The organism is Gordonia sp. w5E2 (assembly GCF_036540975.1).
Lineage (GTDB): Bacteria > Actinomycetota > Actinomycetes > Mycobacteriales > Mycobacteriaceae > Gordonia > Gordonia jacobaea.
Genome location: NZ_CP144213.1, coordinates 1,673,973 through 1,689,554 on the forward strand (window position 1 = coordinate 1,673,973; position 15,582 = coordinate 1,689,554).

At 66.2% G+C, this 15,582-nt stretch carries 11 protein-coding genes and 1 riboswitch; of the genes, 3 read left to right on the plus strand and 8 right to left on the minus strand.

The features are described from left to right. Positions 1 to 2: 2 nt before the first annotated feature. Positions 3 to 815, minus strand: coding sequence for a DNA-formamidopyrimidine glycosylase family protein (locus RND64_RS07660; RefSeq protein WP_049699554.1), 813 nt, complete (start codon positions 813 to 815; stop codon positions 3 to 5). Next, a complete protein-coding gene (locus tag RND64_RS07665) occupies positions 808 to 5,475 on the minus strand; it encodes an ATP-dependent helicase (RefSeq protein WP_049699553.1) in 4,668 nt (1,555 codons plus the stop codon). Before RND64_RS07665 ends, RND64_RS07660 begins: the two co-directional genes overlap by 8 nt. A 53-nt stretch (positions 5,476 to 5,528) precedes the next feature. Further along, positions 5,529 to 5,683: riboswitch (cobalamin riboswitch) on the plus strand. A 23-nt stretch (positions 5,684 to 5,706) separates the two neighbouring features. Here RND64_RS07665 and RND64_RS07670 point away from each other — a divergent pair. Both RND64_RS07670 and RND64_RS07675 read left to right on the plus strand, forming a co-directional pair. Continuing rightward, complete coding sequence (locus tag RND64_RS07670; RefSeq protein WP_005207836.1) at positions 5,707 to 5,934, plus strand: CbtB domain-containing protein; 228 nt, start codon at positions 5,707 to 5,709, stop codon at positions 5,932 to 5,934. Between the two features lie 24 nt (positions 5,935 to 5,958). Further along, the gene (locus tag RND64_RS07675) at positions 5,959 to 6,774 is read left to right on the plus strand and encodes a CbtA family protein (protein WP_049699552.1); all 816 of its coding nucleotides are present in this window, start codon (positions 5,959 to 5,961) and stop codon (positions 6,772 to 6,774) included. Positions 6,775 to 6,861: 87 nt separating this feature from the next. On the opposite strand, the gene RND64_RS07680 is transcribed toward RND64_RS07675, so the two are convergent. Beyond that, a complete protein-coding gene (locus RND64_RS07680; RefSeq protein ID WP_049699551.1) occupies positions 6,862 to 7,536 on the minus strand; it encodes a (2Fe-2S)-binding protein in 675 nt (224 codons plus the stop codon). A gap of 130 nt (positions 7,537 to 7,666) precedes the next feature. Between RND64_RS07680 and RND64_RS07685 the strand changes: the two genes are divergently transcribed. Beyond that, the gene (locus RND64_RS07685) at positions 7,667 to 8,890 is read left to right on the plus strand and encodes an acyl-CoA dehydrogenase family protein (RefSeq protein ID WP_049699550.1); all 1,224 of its coding nucleotides are present in this window, start codon (positions 7,667 to 7,669) and stop codon (positions 8,888 to 8,890) included. Between the two features lie 44 nt (positions 8,891 to 8,934). On the opposite strand, the gene madC is transcribed toward RND64_RS07685, so the two are convergent. From madC to RND64_RS07710, 5 genes are all read right to left on the minus strand, one after another. Continuing rightward, positions 8,935 to 10,467, minus strand: a complete 1,533-nt coding sequence (madC, locus tag RND64_RS07690; RefSeq protein WP_049699791.1) for a MadC family VWA domain-containing protein — start codon at positions 10,465 to 10,467, stop codon at positions 8,935 to 8,937. Between the two features lie 13 nt (positions 10,468 to 10,480). Further along, positions 10,481 to 11,578: a MadB family AAA-type ATPase gene (locus RND64_RS07695; RefSeq protein ID WP_049699549.1), complete on the minus strand. Its 1,098-nt coding sequence runs from the start codon at positions 11,576 to 11,578 to the stop codon at positions 10,481 to 10,483. A 143-nt stretch (positions 11,579 to 11,721) separates the two neighbouring features. After that, a complete protein-coding gene (gene mdo, locus RND64_RS07700) occupies positions 11,722 to 12,993 on the minus strand; it encodes an NDMA-dependent methanol dehydrogenase (protein ID WP_049699548.1) in 1,272 nt (423 codons plus the stop codon). A 154-nt stretch (positions 12,994 to 13,147) separates the two neighbouring features. Further along, a complete protein-coding gene (locus RND64_RS07705; RefSeq protein ID WP_197494465.1) occupies positions 13,148 to 13,858 on the minus strand; it encodes an MgtC/SapB family protein in 711 nt (236 codons plus the stop codon). Positions 13,859 to 14,180: 322 nt separating this feature from the next. After that, entirely contained in the window at positions 14,181 to 15,458 is a 1,278-nt protein-coding gene (locus RND64_RS07710; RefSeq protein ID WP_049699546.1) for an Nramp family divalent metal transporter, read from the minus strand. Between the last annotated feature and the right edge of the window lie 124 nt (positions 15,459 to 15,582).

Sequence of the window (15,582 nt, forward strand, 5' to 3'; positions counted from 1 at the left end):
GCTCAGGTCTGGCAGCGAGGGCAGTAGTACACGACCCGATCCTCCCTGGTCGAGTCCGGCCGATCACGCCAGAACTCGCGGGCGATGAGCGTTCCGCATCGTCGGCACGGTTGGCCGATTCGTCCGTACACCCAGGTGCGCGCATTGTGTCCGGTGCGGCCGGTTGTGGTGCGCGCCGTGCGAAGCCTGTTGGCCCACAACATTCTTCGACACAGGTCGACGAGCGGCGGCACGTCGACGTCGGCGACGAGTCGGTCGGGTCGGATGCCCCGAAGAAAGCATGCCTCACACCGGTACACGTTGCCGACGCCTGCCATGAGTCGTTGGTCGAGGAGCGCCTCGCCGATCTTCGCGTCCGGATGTGCCCCGATGTTGGCGACGGCGCGCGCGGCGTCGAAGTCGTCGGAGAGAAGGTCGGGTCCGAGGTAGTCGAGGTCGGCGGCCGCACGGGGGAGCAGCTCGAGAATCCCGAGTTCGAATCCGACGGCCTCGTAGCCGTTGGCCTGCAATACGATTCGCGCCTGGAAGGCAGGTTTGCGCCATCTGGTGCCGACGCGATGGACGTGCCACACGCCCTCCATCTTCAGATGGCTGTGGATGCTGACGCCATCGGGCGCCGACGTCGCGGTCCCCAGTGCCGGCACCACGTCGATGAGAAGGTGTTTGCCTCGGGAGCGCACCGCGGCGACGTGTCCGCCCCGCAGGTCGGTGGTGGCCAGCGACGGGATGCGAAAGTCGGTGCGCTCCAACGTGGTCTGGTCGAATGCACGACGGAGACGGTCGGCTGCCTGGTAGACGGTATCGCCCTCAGGCATGTTGTCCGTATCGCATTCGGAGGCCACGGGGCGTGGTCGCGAAACCTGCGCCGACGAAGACCTGCTGCAGTTCGGAGCGCAGCGCGGTGACGCCGTCGATCGAGTCGATGGTCAGGCGTGCCACGCGACCGGCCCTCACGACGTCGGCGAGCGCCGTCGCCATGGTCTCCAGCGCGGGGACGTCGTCGCTGAAGGTCAACACGGTCTTCCCGCCGCGCTCGACGAACGCCACGAGTTCGCCCTCCACCAGACATACGAGGGCGCCCGGTTTGCGTCCCGGTCGGTGCCCGCCTGCGCCTGGCGCCGTCTCGGGCCAGGGGAGTGCTGCCCCATAGGGATTGGCCGGGTCGGTGGCGGCGAGGACCGTCGCGGTGTTCGGAGCTCGATGACTGCCCGGTGCGCTGTCGGTCAGTGCGTGGCGGCGTAATTGGTCGACGGTGGAGGTGCCCGCGAACTGTGCGCCGCCGAGGCCGTCGACATAGTAGCCCCGTCGCACCTGGCCGCTGTCTTCGAAGATGTTGAGTGCCTTGTAGATTCGTGCGAAACCTCCGACGACGTCCTCCGCCGTCACGCTGCCCTTGGTGACAACCCCGTAGCGGGCGAGAAGCTGGTCGCACAGGGCTTGCGTCGCGACTGTTGTCTCGAGCAGCGCACCCGGCGTTGCGAACCAGCGGCCGGTTGCCGTTGAGGGCGTCGCGGCGCCGCCTGTCTGGGAGAGGAGATGCCGCGTGCTCAGCCGTCCGGGCCGCAGGCGCGGGGCCTGGCCGCGCGATCGGTGTGACGGCATTGCCCGACTCGACGACGAGGTACGACGAGGAGTCTGCAACGCACGGACCGGTGCAAACGTGTCGTTGCTGACGTGGCCGGCCCAGACGAGGTCCCACAGGGCGTCCTCGACCTGCTGGCGCGTCGTGGTGGCGCCCGGCGATGATGCGCTCTGAGTCGACGCGTCGTCGAGTAGCTGGGCAAAACGCAATCCGCCGCCGGTGCCGAAGGTCTCGAGGAGGCGGGCGTGGATCTCGGTGGTGTCGATCTCGACCTCGGTCGGTACGAACAGCGGCGCGAGGTCGGCGGGGAAGAAGCTGATCCAGCCGTCGGTCGAGCCGATCCGGCCGTGCCCCGCCCACATGAAGTCGCCGCTGGAGAGGAGCTCATCGAGCATGGCGGGCCGGTAGTCGCTGATCCTGCTCGGCAAGATCAGCGACTCCCACGCCGACGCCGGAAGCTGATGGCCCGCCAGTTGGTCGAGAACTGCCGCGAGTCCGTCGACGCCGGTGAGTCTTTCGTCGTCGGCGACGTGCTGCCAGGCTCCGAGGAATCGGGCGAAGGTCGGTCCGTCGACAGGCGCGACCTCGGCGCGGCTTGCCGCGAGCGAGCCACGTCGGATCTGCCCGAGGACGTCGCTATGACACCATTGCGTGGTCCATGCGGGGCTGCCGTCGGGATTGTCGTCGGTGGCGGGTAGGAAGTCGCCTTCGACGACCTTGCGTTCGGCTGCCAGCCGAATCAGCGTGTCGCGCACCACCGCCGGTGCCATTCCGATCGACTCGGCGGCCTCGTCGACGGTGAATGGGCCATGGGTTCGTGCGTACCGATGGACGAGATCGCCGACGGGATCGGGGACCGATTCGGTGAACGCTGCCGGAACGCCCAGTGGCGCAGGAACTCCCAAAGCGTCGCGCAGGCGTGCGGTGTCTTCGACCGCCGCCCACAACGGCACGCCGCGGATGCTCACCGAGACGATCGCGCCGCGTCGATGCAACTCGGTCAGCACGTCGAGCGCCGCGGGGCTGTCGTCGTCGCGTCGATACCGCAAGGCCACCTCTTCGGTGGTCAGAGGACCGAGCCACCGCAGTAGGTCGGCGATATCCTCGGCGTCGCGTGCCTTGCGGTGCTCATCGAGGCGTTGCAGCCGTGCGACCACGGCGGCGATGACCGCGGGATCGAGCAGTTCGCGCAGATCGACGCGCCCGAGTAGTTGCGCGAGGAGCGCGGTGTCGAGGGAGAGTGCCGCGGCACGACGCTCGGCAAGCGGGGCGTCGTCGTTGTACATGAACGCTCCGACATAGCCGAACAGCAGCGATGCCGCGAACGGCGACGGTTCGGGCGTCTCGACCTCGATCAGCCGGATACGTCGCGAGCGGATGCGGGTGAGGAGGTCGGTGAGCGACGGAAGGTCGTACACGTCCTGCAGGCACTCGCGAACCGTCTCGAGGATGATCGGGAAGTCGGGGAATTGCGATGCGACGGAAAGCAATTGGGCGCTGCGCTGACGCTGCTGCCACAGCGGGGCCCGCCGGCCGGGGTCGCGGCGGGGGAGCAGCAGTGCTCTGGCCGCGCACTCCCGGAAGCGGGAGGCGAACATCGCCGAGTCGGCGAGTGCGTCGGTGACCATCTGTTCGATCTCGTCGGGATCGATGACGAAGACCGCGGAGCCCGGCGGTTCGTCGTCGGTGTCGGGGAGGCGCACGATGATGCCGTCGTCGGATGCGGTGACGGCGCCGTCGAGTCCGAGGGTGGCCTGTAGGCGGGCGGAGATCGCAGATGCCCACGGCGCGTGGACGCGTAAACCATAGGGGGAGTGCAGGATCAGGCGCCAGTCGCCGAGCTCGTCGCGGAACCGTTCGATGATCAGGGTGCGGTCGGTCGGTAGTTGTCCTGTCGCGTCGCGCTGCTCGGAGATGATCGACGCTAGGTTGTCGCGTGCGTATTCACTGAGTCCGAGTTCGGTTGCCTGGCGGTCGAGTTCGGACTCGTCGGCGACGGAGCCGACGAATTTCCCGATGGCCGCGCCCAGTTCGGCCGGGCGGCCCTGTGCGTCGCCGATCCAGAATGGGAGGCGCCCGGGCTGACCGAACGCGGGTGAGACCAGCACGCGGTCGTGGGTGATGTCCTCGATCCGCCAACTCGTCGCGCCGAGCGCGAAGACGTCGCCGACGCGCGACTCGTAGACCATCTCCTCGTCGAGTTCGCCCACGCGACTGGACTTTTCGCCGACCATGAACACGCCGAAGAGTCCACGGTCGGGGATGGTGCCGCCGGAGGTGACCGCCAGTCGTTGCGCACCACGGCGGCCGGTCAGCGTGCCCGCGTCACGGTCCCACGTGACACGAGGACGCAGCTCGGCGAACTCGTCGGAGGGGAAGCGACCCGAGATGAGGTCGAGCGTCGCCTCGTAGATCGACCGGCTCAACTCACGGTACGGCGCTGCGCGGCGGACGACGCCGTACCACTCGTCGACGTCGAGCACATCGAGAGCGGCCGCGGCGATCGTCTGTTGCGCAAGCACATCCAGTGGATTCCGCGGCACCTGCAGCTCTTCGATCGCGCCCGCACGCATCCGCGAGACGGCGACCGTGCAGCCGATCAGATCGGTGCGATGCTTGGGATACAGAACACCCTGACTGATCTCGCCGACCTGGTGGCCCGCGCGACCGATCCGCTGCAGACCGCTGGCCACCGACGGCGGTGTCTCGACCTGGATCACCAGATCGACGGCACCCATGTCGATGCCGAGCTCGAGTGAACTCGTCGCGACCACACAGCGTAGGCGGCCGCTCTTGAGGTCGTCTTCGATCTCGGCGCGCTGCTCCTTGGAAACAGAGCCGTGGTGCGCGCGGGCCAGGACGGTCGCGGCGCCGGTGGTGGCTCCCGACGCCATGACCATTGCCGGCGCGCCGCCGCCGACGCGGTCGTTGCGTGGCGGTTCGCGGCCGGGCTCGGTGCGTTGCTCGTGGATCTCGTTGAGCCGTGCGGTGAGGCGCTCGGCGAGACGTCGGGAATTGGCGAACACGATGGTCGTGCGGTTGGTCTCGATGAGGTCGACGATCGACGCCTCGACGTAGGGCCAGAGCGAACCCGCCGTCGGGGAGAACGCGTCGTCGAGCTCGTCCGAGTCCGGTGCGTCGGGTGGCGGTGGGATGTTCGCCATGTCGGGTACCGGGACGTCGACGCGGAGGTCGAAGGTCTTCGACGCCTTCGGGCGCACGACGGTGCACGGGCGGGCGCCGGAAAGGAACTCGGCGACCAGCTCGGGCGGGCGCACCGTCGCCGAGAGTCCGATGCGCTGCGCCGGGGAGTCGAGGAGTTCGTCGAGGCGCTCGAGCGACAGCGCCAGGTGAGTGCCACGTTTGGTGCCGGCGACGGCGTGTACCTCGTCGACGATCACGGTCTCGACCGTGGTGAGCGCTTCCCGTGCCGACGAGGTCAGCATCAGGTAGAGCGATTCGGGCGTCGTGATGAGGATGTCGGGTGGGGTCTTGGCGAGGAGTCGACGCTGGGCGGCGGGGGTGTCGCCCGAACGCACGCCGACGGTGATCGACGGTTCGGTGACCCCGAGTTCCTGCGAGGCGCGCGTGATGCCCGCCAGCGGCGCGCGCAGGTTGCGCTCGACGTCGACCGCCAGCGCTTTGAGTGGCGAGATGTAGAGGACGCGCGTGCCCTTGGACCGCTCGGGGCGGGCGGCGAGCGAATCGAGTGCCCAGAGGAACGCCGAGAGGGTCTTGCCCGAGCCGGTGGGCGCGATGACCAGCGTGTTCTCGCCGTCGGCGATGGCCTTCCACGCGCCCTGCTGAGCGGGGGTCGGCGCGGGAAAAGCGCCGCTGAACCACCGACGCGTGGGGTCGGTGAAGCGGTTCAGGATGGAGGACGGGCCGGGCACACATCCATTGTTCCGCACGGGTCTGACAGGACGGCACAACGTGCTGGTCGGGCGGCGAGAACCTGGTATAGAGTCGATCCACGCTGGTTGCCAGGAACCCGGTGAGAATCCGGGACGGTCGCGCCACTGTAAGTCCGACGGGAAGCGACCTGTCGCGACGAGTCAGGACGTGGCAACCAGGCCACATTGCTCCACGTCAGGGACGCGTCATCCCGGAAGGAACCCACCTCAATGGTTGCCACCTCATCACAGGCCGAACGTCGGCCCGCCGCGCTCGCCGTGCCGAACCTCTCGGTCGCCTCGGCTGCGCTCTGGCTCACCGCCACCGTGCTCATCGCCGCGCTGGCCTACTACTTCATCGGCTACGACCAGGGCGCCTGGTCGGTGTTCGGCAGCGACACCCACATCCACGAGTTCGTGCACGACTCCCGCCACTTCCTCGGCTTCCCCTGCCACTGATCTGACCCGGGAGACAACAGAACAATGGAGAAGAAGTTCATCGGCGCGGGCCTGCTATCAGGCCTGATTGCCGGAATTTTTGCGTATGTGTTCGCTCGCATCTTCATCGAGCCGGTGGTCGCGAAGGCCATCGATTACGAAGACGGCCGTAGCCACGCCGAGGAGATGCTGACCGGCGAGCACGGCCACGAGCACGAGGTGTTCACCAGGTCGGTGCAGGAAAACATCGGTGCCGGGGTCGGCACGATCGTCTTCGCACTCGCGATGGGTGCCTTCTTCGCGGTCGGGTTCACTGTCTTGTGGACCTACCTCGGACGGCGATACCCCGCCACCGATCCGCGCTGGGCGGCTGCCGCACTCGGTGCGCTCGGATTCGTGGCGTTCTTCGGCGTCCCGTACTTCGCGTATCCCGCCAACCCGCCGGCAGTCGGCAACGACGAGACCATCGCCGACAGGTCGAGTGCCTACCTCACCATCACCGTGGTGTCGGTGATCGCGGTCATCGCTGCCGTCGTCTTCGCGCTGTGGCTGCGTCCGCGCATCGGCGGCCTGCTCGGTGCGATCGCAGGCGGCGTCGGCTACCTGGTTGTGGTCACCATCGCCATCGCGATGCTGCCGAGCTTCGACGAGGTGCCGACGCCGGTCACCAACGATGGAGGCCAGATCGTGTTCCCGGGCTTCCCGGGCGACGTCATCGGGGACTTCCGCGTCTACTCGATCGCCAACCAGGTCATCCTGTGGACCGTGCTCACCACGGTGTTCGCGCTCGTCCTGGGATGGATGTCGCGCTCGCGGTCGTCGAAGCAGGTCGACGACTCCGCGACGCAGACCGTCGCCTGACCCCACCCCCGACGTTCCACACGCGGCTCGAGTTGGCAGACGCGGCTGGCACACCAGCCGCGTTCACCAGTTCGGGCCGCGTTTGGCTTATCCGGAGGTCAGTACGCAGTCGCCACACACGGCTGTCCGGTCGCCGGAGACCTGGTAGATCAGGCAGCAGCTGCGTCGTCGAAAATTCGGTCCCGCCCGCAGGTGTCCACCCTCGACGTAGGGGTGGGCGAGGAAGAGGTCGGCGTGGCGTCGGGCCGAGTCGGCGAGTTCTGGCCGGGCGGTACCGATCATCCGTGCCGCGGAGTTGATCGCCGACGCGACGTTGCCGCCGAGGACGCGCGGCCCGACCGAGTACGACGTGTCGAAGAGTGCGGTGAGTGCGTCGACAGCACTTGGGAGTTCGCCGTCGTCGGCGGGCTCGGGCTCCACCGTCGCGACGGACAGCGGGAAGGGCCCGCCGAGGTGGTCCTGCCACCAGATGTCAGCGGGGTCGGGGGACAGGTGGGTGTTGGTCACCGCTGCGGCAAGCGCCGGCGCCAGCAGCCTGGCGACGAGACCCAGATGGGTCACCGACGCCGCGACGCGCAAGGAGACGTTCGACGCCGCGCCTGCGCCCAGTGCCGTCTGGACCCGTTCGACTCGGCCCTTGATTCGTTGTGGATTCGCCAGTGCCGCATCCAGAGTCGACCATGGGCCGTCGACTGGTGCACCGGCCGCATGGGTCTCGCTCGCAAAGAATGGCCCGAACTCGGCGAACACGTGATCGTTCACGCTCTCTGCCTATCTCATCGACCGCTCGCGCGTCCAGCGAGCCCACGACGGCCGCGGCTGGACAAGCCGGGATCGCGGCTGACACAGTAGTGGAACGTGTTCTAGTTCCGGCGTTGAACGGTGGGTGGCAATGTTCGAGTGGTCCGAGGAAGACCTCATGGTTCGCGACGCGGTGCGGTCATTCGTCGACAAGGAGATCCGCCCGCATTCCGACGAACTCGAAAGCGGTCAGATGCCGCCGTACGACATCCTGCGGAAGCTGATGACATCGTTCGGCGTCGACGCGATGGCACGCGAGGGCCTGGAGAAGGAGCTCGACGCCGAGGCCGCGGGCGAGTCGAAGCCCAAGGGTTCCGGCGGCGGCATGATGAACTCGATGGCGCTGATCCTCAACATGGAACTCGCGGCCGCGAGCCTCGGCATGGTGGTGTCGATGGGCGTCAGCGTCGGGTTGACGGTGTCGACGATCCGGTCGAAAGGCACACTCGCACAGAAGAAGCGGTGGCTGCCCGAACTGGTCACGCTCGAGAAGGTCGGCGCGTGGGCGATCACCGAACCGGACTCTGGCTCGGATGCTCTCGGCGGGATGAAGACGACGGTCCGCCGTGACGGCGACGGCTACATCCTCAACGGGCAGAAGACCTTCATCACCAACGGCCCGTACGCCGACACGATCGTCGTGTTCGCGAAGCTCGACGAGGGCGACGGCACCCCGATCCGCGAACGCAAGGTGCTGACCTTCGTGCTCGACAAGGGCATGGAGGGCCTGACCCAGGGCAAGCCGTTCAAGAAGATGGGCATCATGAGTTCGCCAACAGGTGAGCTGTTCTTCGACAACGTTCACCTCGGTCGCGACAGGTTGCTCGGAGAGACCGAGGACGCGGGGTCGGGTAGTCGAGGTGACGACGGAGTCAAGGCGGGCTTCACCGCTGAGAGGATCGGCATCGCAGCACTGTCGATGGGCATCATCAATGAGGCGCAACGCCTGTCGATCGAGTATGCGAAGTCGCGCACGCTCTGGGGGCAGGAGATCGGGAAGTTCCAGCTCATCCAGCTCAAGCTCGCCGAAATGGAGATCGCACGAATCAACGTGCAGAACATGCTGTTCAACGCGCTCGAACGTGCGAAGGCGGGTAAGCCGCTCTCGCTGGCCGAGGCGTCGGCGATGAAGCTCTACTCGTCACGCGCCGCGACCGAGGTCGCGATGGAAGCAGTGCAATTGTTCGGCGGCAACGGCTACATGACCGAGTATCGCGTGGAACAGCTTGCGCGCGACGCGAAGTCGTTGATGATCTACGCCGGCAGCAACGAGATCCAGGTGACCCACGTGGCCAAGGGCCTATTGGCGCAGTAGCCGCTTGCTAGGCCAGGGCGACTTGCAAGGCCAGGGCGGACTTGCTAGGCCAGGGCGGAGCCGAGTTCGTCGACCTTGTCGATGAGCTCCGCTCCGTCGCGCGCACTCACGACACCGGAGCAATGGTCCGCGTAATCATCGAGCGCACAACCTGTTTGGTGCCAGTAGCGGGACGGCTCCGGCGTCACCCAGGCGAGGCGATGCGCGCGACGGGACAGTTCGGCGACGAGATCGGTGCGGGGGTCGAAGCCGTTGCTGCGCGCATCCCCAACCATAAGGATCGACGTGCGTCGGGTAACGAGATCGCCATGGCCGTCGAGTAGTTCGGCGAACATCCTGCCGTAGTCGCTGGTTGCCGAGAGATCGAGTCCATCGGTCGCCAGGACGGATGCGAGTGCCCCGTCGGCGACAGCGGTACGTAGCGCGGTGGTGACCACTACCGGTCGGTCGACGAATGCGACCACGTCACAGCGGTCGCCGAACCGATGCAGCGTCTGGGCAAGGCGCAGAATGAATCCGACGACCGGTCGTACCGACAACGAGACGTCGACCACCACGAGTAGCCGCACCGGGGCTGATCGGTGATTCCTGCGCCAGAGTGCGAGGGGGACACCGTCGGTACTCGTTGCCGAACGCATGGTGCGCCGCATGTCCAGGACGCCGCGGTCGGCCCGGCTGGTCACGGCTCGGGGAGCGCCACGTATGCGCGCAATGAGTCTGTGGCACGCTTGGTCGATCTGAGGTTGATCGCTGCCGATTCGACAGGGGGCGGTGTCGACGTCTGCGGGGTCACTCGCCAAGCGTTCCGACAGCGCGGTGATGAATGTCAGGAGGGCGCGTTCGAGTTCGGAACGCTGGTGGCTTGTGAGGTCGTCAGCGCCATCCTCGCCGTAGGTGTGCCGGGCGTCAACGGAGTCGAGCGCACGCAGGATCGCGGAGGCGTCGGCGAGCGTCAACGACGTGCCGTGGACGCGAGTCGTCGACCCGATCAACTCGCCGACGTCGGCGGCCGCGGCTGCGTCGAGCTCGACTGTGTAGGTGATTCCGCCTGCGACGGAGTTGCTTTCGGAGTCGACGGTGAGTTGCTCCGTCCCCGACGACACCGAGAAGTCGTTCTCTTCGCGGTGTGCGCTCTCGCCGTGTCGTTCGCGTGCTCCGGGATCGTCGGCCGTGAGGTCGCCGATTTCGTCGGTGTGTTCGTCGGCGCCGATTCGGCGAGCTGCACCTTCGAAGTCGTCGTCTGCTGCCACGTCGTCCGGCAGTTGCGCGGCAGTCCCACGAGGCCGTGGGAGGTTGGCGGAGTCGTCCTGTGGCGCCCCGCCGCAGAAGACCATGTCGAAGCCGGCGTCGAACCCGGCGGCTTCGTACGCGTATTTCGCGCTGACCGCCCGTAGCGCAGAACGCAGTCGGTCGAGATCGTGTGCTCCCACGAGCGCGATGACACGTCGAATCTCGATGGTCTCGGCCGGTGATACGGCGACACCGTTGCGCCGCAACACATGTGCGAACAGTACGGAGACGGCGTCAAGTATGCGGTCGCGTGTGTGGCCGGTGGGATCGAGGTAGGTGGGATCCATGGTCGTGGCGAATTCAGCGCCGGGCCGCGGTGCGGGCACGACCCGAGCCGAACGCTGTCGCCGTGACCGATCCGCGCGGACTCGAGCCGTCGGCGGATATCGGTGTGCCGCTACCGGATCTGTCGGAGTCCTCAGATCGTCTGTCGGAGTTCAGCATTGTTCGCGCGGTATCGAGGTCGGTGCCGAACTTCACCAGCAGCGACAGCAACGTGTGGTCCACGGCGGGGCTGTCGTGGTCGCGAGCGGATACACGTTGGCTCGCGCCCAGATACGAGGCGGCCCTTGCCGCGTCGATGACTTCGGCGATCGACGGACTCTTGCGCAGCGGCAGCTCGCGCAGTCGGCGTGCGAGATCGACGACATCGGCGATGACGCCGGACTCGACCTCAGGCGCTCGAACGGAAACGATTCGACGCTCTCGATCGGTGTCGGGGTAGTCGACCTGGAAGTGCAGGCAGCGACGTTTGAGTGCGGGGGATAGTTCCCGAGTGTCATTGGACGTCAAGATCACCCAGGGCGCCGAACGCGCAGTGAATGTGCCGAGTTCTGGCACGGTCACCTGACGTTCGGCCAACACCTCGAGCATGACCGCCTCCATGGCCTCGTCGGCGCGATCGATCTCGTCGACGAGCAGTACAGCCGGGGTAGACGTTGTGATCGCCGCGAGGAGTGGACGCGCCACGAGAAAGCTCTCGGTGTAGACGCCAACGTCCGCGCGGGCCAGCGCCGCGGATGCCTCCGCCAGCGTCGGCGCTTCGGCGAGTTCGGATCCGATTCTGTCCCTGAGCATCTGGACGTGCAGCAATTGCCTGGCATAGTCCCACTCATAAAGCGCCCTGGATTCGTCGAGCCCCTCATAGCATTGCAGGCGAATGAGTTCGCGACCTGCCGCCGCGGCGAGCGACTTGGCCAGCTCTGTCTTTCCGACACCTGCCGGTCCCTCCAAGAGCAGAGGCCGGTCGAGCAGCGTCGCGAGGTGTACGACCACCGCAAGGTCGTCGTCGACCAAATAGCCTTGGCCGTCGAGGCCTTCGATCAGATCGTCGACGGTGTCGAAACTCGTTGATTCTGTGGATAACTGGGCTGCGGTCAGGTCAGAGGCTTGCGACATGGCTCCTCGCGGCAATCGTCGTGATGAGTGGGAAGCGGGAACGGATCGGCCCGGGTGAAGGGTCAGGTCGTGACCTCACCCGGGTCGATCCGTGACTCGGGAGGTGCTCAGTCTCCCGAGGGTCTCGATTGGCGCTACGCCGATCAGTAGCTTCCGGTCATCGCATGTGTGACCATCGGGATGAGGGAATCGACGCTGCATTCACGCGGGTTGGCAGGCGTGCACCAGTCGTCCATCATGTGCTCGGCAATGGCGCGGACCTGCTTGTCCGAGGTGTCCATCGTCTCGCCGCGACCCTCGTACTTGCCGGTGTTCATTCGATTCTTCTCGTAGCTGTCCACACTGATCTGGCCGAAGTTGTCGGGAATGCCGAGGTCCTTGGACAGTCGAATCGCTTCCTCGACCGCGGCGTCGGCGGCCTGAACGGTCGTCATCTTGGAGGTGTCGACACCCAGGAGCGCCGCGATGTCGGCGTAGCGCTCGTAGCGGCTGGGCAGGTTGTACTCCCACACGCGAGGCAGTGCGATCGCGTTGTTGAGGCCGTGGTGGCTGTCGTAGAACGCGCTGACGGCGTGTGAGAGCGAGTGGATGAGACCGAGCCCGCCAGAGTTGAATGCCTGTGCGGCAATGTATTGCGCGTGCATCATTCCGGTGCGGGCCTCGAGATTGCGAGGCTCGTACACGGCGGTGCGCAGGTGATCGCGGATGAGTTCGATGGAGTACTTCGCATTGCCCAGTGACGGTGCGAAGTCGAGCCGAGAGACGTAGGGCTCCGAAGCGTGGGCAAGAACGTCGAAGCCGCAGAACGCCGTGAAGTGTTCGGGGCAGCTGTAGTACAGCAGCGGATCGTCCATCGCGAGGTCGACGAGACAGCTGTCGTCGAAAGCGACCCACTTGTGCGGTTTGTTCATATCCGAGGTGTCGGTGATGACGTACGCCCACGAGGTCTCCGACCCGGTGCCCGCCGTGGTCGACACCGCGATGTGCTTCGGGTTCTCCTTGTTGGTGGCCTTGGAGAAGCCCTCGAACTCGTTGATGTTGCGGCCATCATGCGCGATCACCATGCGGGCGCCCTTCGCGGCGTCGTGGCTCGATCCGCCGCCGACGGAGATGATGCCGTCGCATTTCTCCGACTGGTAGAGGGCGGCCGCGTCCATGCAGTTGTAGTCCTTGGGATTGGACTCGACCTTGTCGTACAGCACTACGTCGACACCCTGGTATTCGATCTTGCCGACGAGTTCTTCGATGATGCCCGAACCGCGCAAACCCGTGGTCATGAGCAGTACACGCGTCATCCCCAGGTTCTTGGCCTCGACCCCGAGCATGTCATGGGCGCCGACGCCGAGTTTGCCGTTGGGGAACGGGTGGAAGTCCTTGATCGGGAAGTCCCAGATCTGATTGAGCTCGATGGCCATGTGGCGATCTCCTTGTGACGTAACCGGTGATTCACGATCCACTCTGTGCGCCACATCACGTCCAAACAAGTCCACCTGCTCAGATGAAAAGGTGATCAGACCAGAAGGGCAGAGACGATCCTGGCCAATCGGACAGGGAGTCCAGGCGTCCTCGTCAGTCGGCGCTCGGCTCGGCGGTCGCCGACCACCGCACCGAGGTCACCGGTTCGGCGCGCACGACTGTTGCGAGGGCGTCTTCGATGTCGCGGTCATTGCGCTCGGCGCTGAACACATGTGCGGTGATCGTCACGATGCCGTTTTCGTCGTCGGTCGCGGCGATGGAGCGTACGGTCAGCTCCGGGCGGTGGACGGCGTCGAACACCATTGCGCGCACGGTGGTTTCGGCTGACTGTGGACAGGTGACCTCGAAAATGTAATTCGCGGAGGGTGATTCACGGCCGGTGTCGCCGGGGTGGCGGTCGATGAGCCTGCCGAGCGGTCGGAGCAGCGTATTCGCGAGCATCACGGTTGCGGTTCCCGCGATCGCGACGAGGAGCAGTCCGCCGCCGGCGAGAGCGCCGACAGCAGCCGAGGCCCACAGTGTCGCCGCGGTGTTGAGACCGGAGATCGACGCGCCCTGCTTCATGATCACGCCCGCACCGAGAAAGCCGATACCGGAAACGATCTGGGCGGCAACACGAGTCGGGTCGGCGTCTGGGCCGTGGAAGCTGAACGCTCCCATCACGACGAACAGGGCCGCGCCGAGTGCGACGAGTGCGTTCGTTCGCAGACCCGCTGTGCGAGAGCGCCACTGGCGTTCGAAGCCGATCGCGGCTCCGCACAGGAGTGCTACGGAGATGCGGGCAAAGATGTCGAGTGCGGTGATGGACATGGGGACCGCCTTGGGGTCAGGGTTCCCCAACCCGCACGCGGCCGCGGTGCCGCACGTGATACGCGCGGCGTCGGCTCACCTGTGACGGGCGAGGGGAGGACACGATTCGAACGATGGTCTGTCAGAAGAACTGTCACCAGATGGCATTCGGATCTCACCTCCCTGCAAGCGCATTCGCGCCCGGTCGGTCGAGCGCCATATCAGTGATAGCCGTGCTGGCCGGTGATGTCAAAGTGAAGGAAGGCATGTGGGGCCGAGATGTCGGAATAGAGAAGTCCCAAGTGGCGCAGATGACAACACGCGAAGCTGCTGATGCTCACGCGCCGATGATCAGCAGCACGATGAGGGCAAGATTCAGCACGACGATGAGCACCGACGACACCGCGGCTCCGATGCGCAGCGGCCACCCGTCGGCATACTCGCCCATGAGTCCGCGGTCGGCGGTGAGTCGGCCGAGCGGGATGATCGCGAAGGGGATTCCGAAGCTGAGTACCACCTGACTGATCACCAGAGCCCAGGTCGGGTCCACGCCGACAGCGAGCACGATGAGCGCGGGAATCAGTGTGATGAGTCTGCGCAGGACGAGAGGCACCCGAACGTGCAGTAGTCCATCCATGATCGCCGAACCCGCCGACGAACCGACCGAGGTCGCTGCCAGACCGCTGGCCAGCAGACCGATCGCGAAGATGGTCGCCACCGAGGGGCCGAGCGAGTCGCGGACGGCGTCGTACGCTCCCTCGATGGTGTCGGTGCCCTCCTTGCCGCGGAGATTGGTGGCCGCGAGCAACAGCAGTGCGATGTTCACCGCACCGGCCACGATCAGAGCGATCACGACGTCCCAGCGCGTCACCCTGATCAGGCGTCGCTTCCGCGACCGCGTCGAGCTGATGCCGTGTCGGTCGACGACCAGCGAGGAGTGGACGTAGATCGCGTGCGGCATCACGGTCGCGCCGAGCATGGACGCGGCGAGCAGCACCGTCTCGGGACCCTGTAGTCGGGGCACGAGCCCGCCGAGGACCTCTCCCGCGGGCGGTGGTTCGACGACGAGGCCGGCGAGGAATCCCACGACGATGATCGCGAGCATGCCGAAGATGACCCGTTCGAAAACGTGTTGTTGGCGCGGATTCTGCAGCAGCAGCATCAGGAGTGACACCACGCCGACGATCACGCCGCCAAGAACGAGTGGCAGTCCGAACAGCAGGTTCAGCGCGATGGCACCGCCGAGCACCTCCGCGAGGTCGGTGGCCACTGCGACAGCTTCGGCCTGAACCCAGAACGCGAGCCGAGAACGACGACCCATCCGCGCGCCGATCAAAGCGGGCAGTCCCTTGCCGGTGACGATTCCGAGCTTCGCCGACTGGTACTGGATCAGCATGGCGATGACGTTGGCCAGCACCAGCACCCAGACCAGCAGGAACCCGTACCGGGAGCCCGCGGTGATGTTGGCTGCGACGTTGCCGGGGTCGACGTAGGCGATGGCCGCGACGAACGCGGGGCCGAGCAGTGCGACGTTCCGCAGTAGTGCACGTGGCCGACGTATGCGACGGCGGACCGCGGTCGGGTCCGGCTGCTCGCGCTCTTCGACCGTGCTCACCTGACCAATCTCGCACAGCTCGACGTCGAGTTCAACCTGGGCGAATCAAAAAGTTCGGGTCACCGAAACCGTGCGTCGCCCGAGTTGTCCCAGACGCGGCTCGAATCGGCAGACGCGGCTGGTG

Excerpts from the sequence above, each read along its gene's own strand:
- RND64_RS07660 (WP_049699554.1), bottom strand. The coding sequence starts at position 815 with ATGCCTGAGGGCGATACCGTCTACCAGGCAGCCGACCGTCTCCGTCGT.
- RND64_RS07670 (WP_005207836.1), top strand. The coding sequence starts at position 5,707 with ATGGTTGCCACCTCATCACAGGCCGAACGTCGGCCCGCCGCGCTCGCC.
- RND64_RS07675 (WP_049699552.1), top strand. The coding sequence starts at position 5,959 with ATGGAGAAGAAGTTCATCGGCGCGGGCCTGCTATCAGGCCTGATTGCC.
- RND64_RS07685 (WP_049699550.1), top strand. The coding sequence starts at position 7,667 with ATGTTCGAGTGGTCCGAGGAAGACCTCATGGTTCGCGACGCGGTGCGG.
- madC (WP_049699791.1), bottom strand. The coding sequence starts at position 10,467 with ATGGATCCCACCTACCTCGATCCCACCGGCCACACACGCGACCGCATA.
- RND64_RS07695 (WP_049699549.1), bottom strand. The coding sequence starts at position 11,578 with ATGTCGCAAGCCTCTGACCTGACCGCAGCCCAGTTATCCACAGAATCA.
- mdo (WP_049699548.1), bottom strand. The coding sequence starts at position 12,993 with ATGGCCATCGAGCTCAATCAGATCTGGGACTTCCCGATCAAGGACTTC.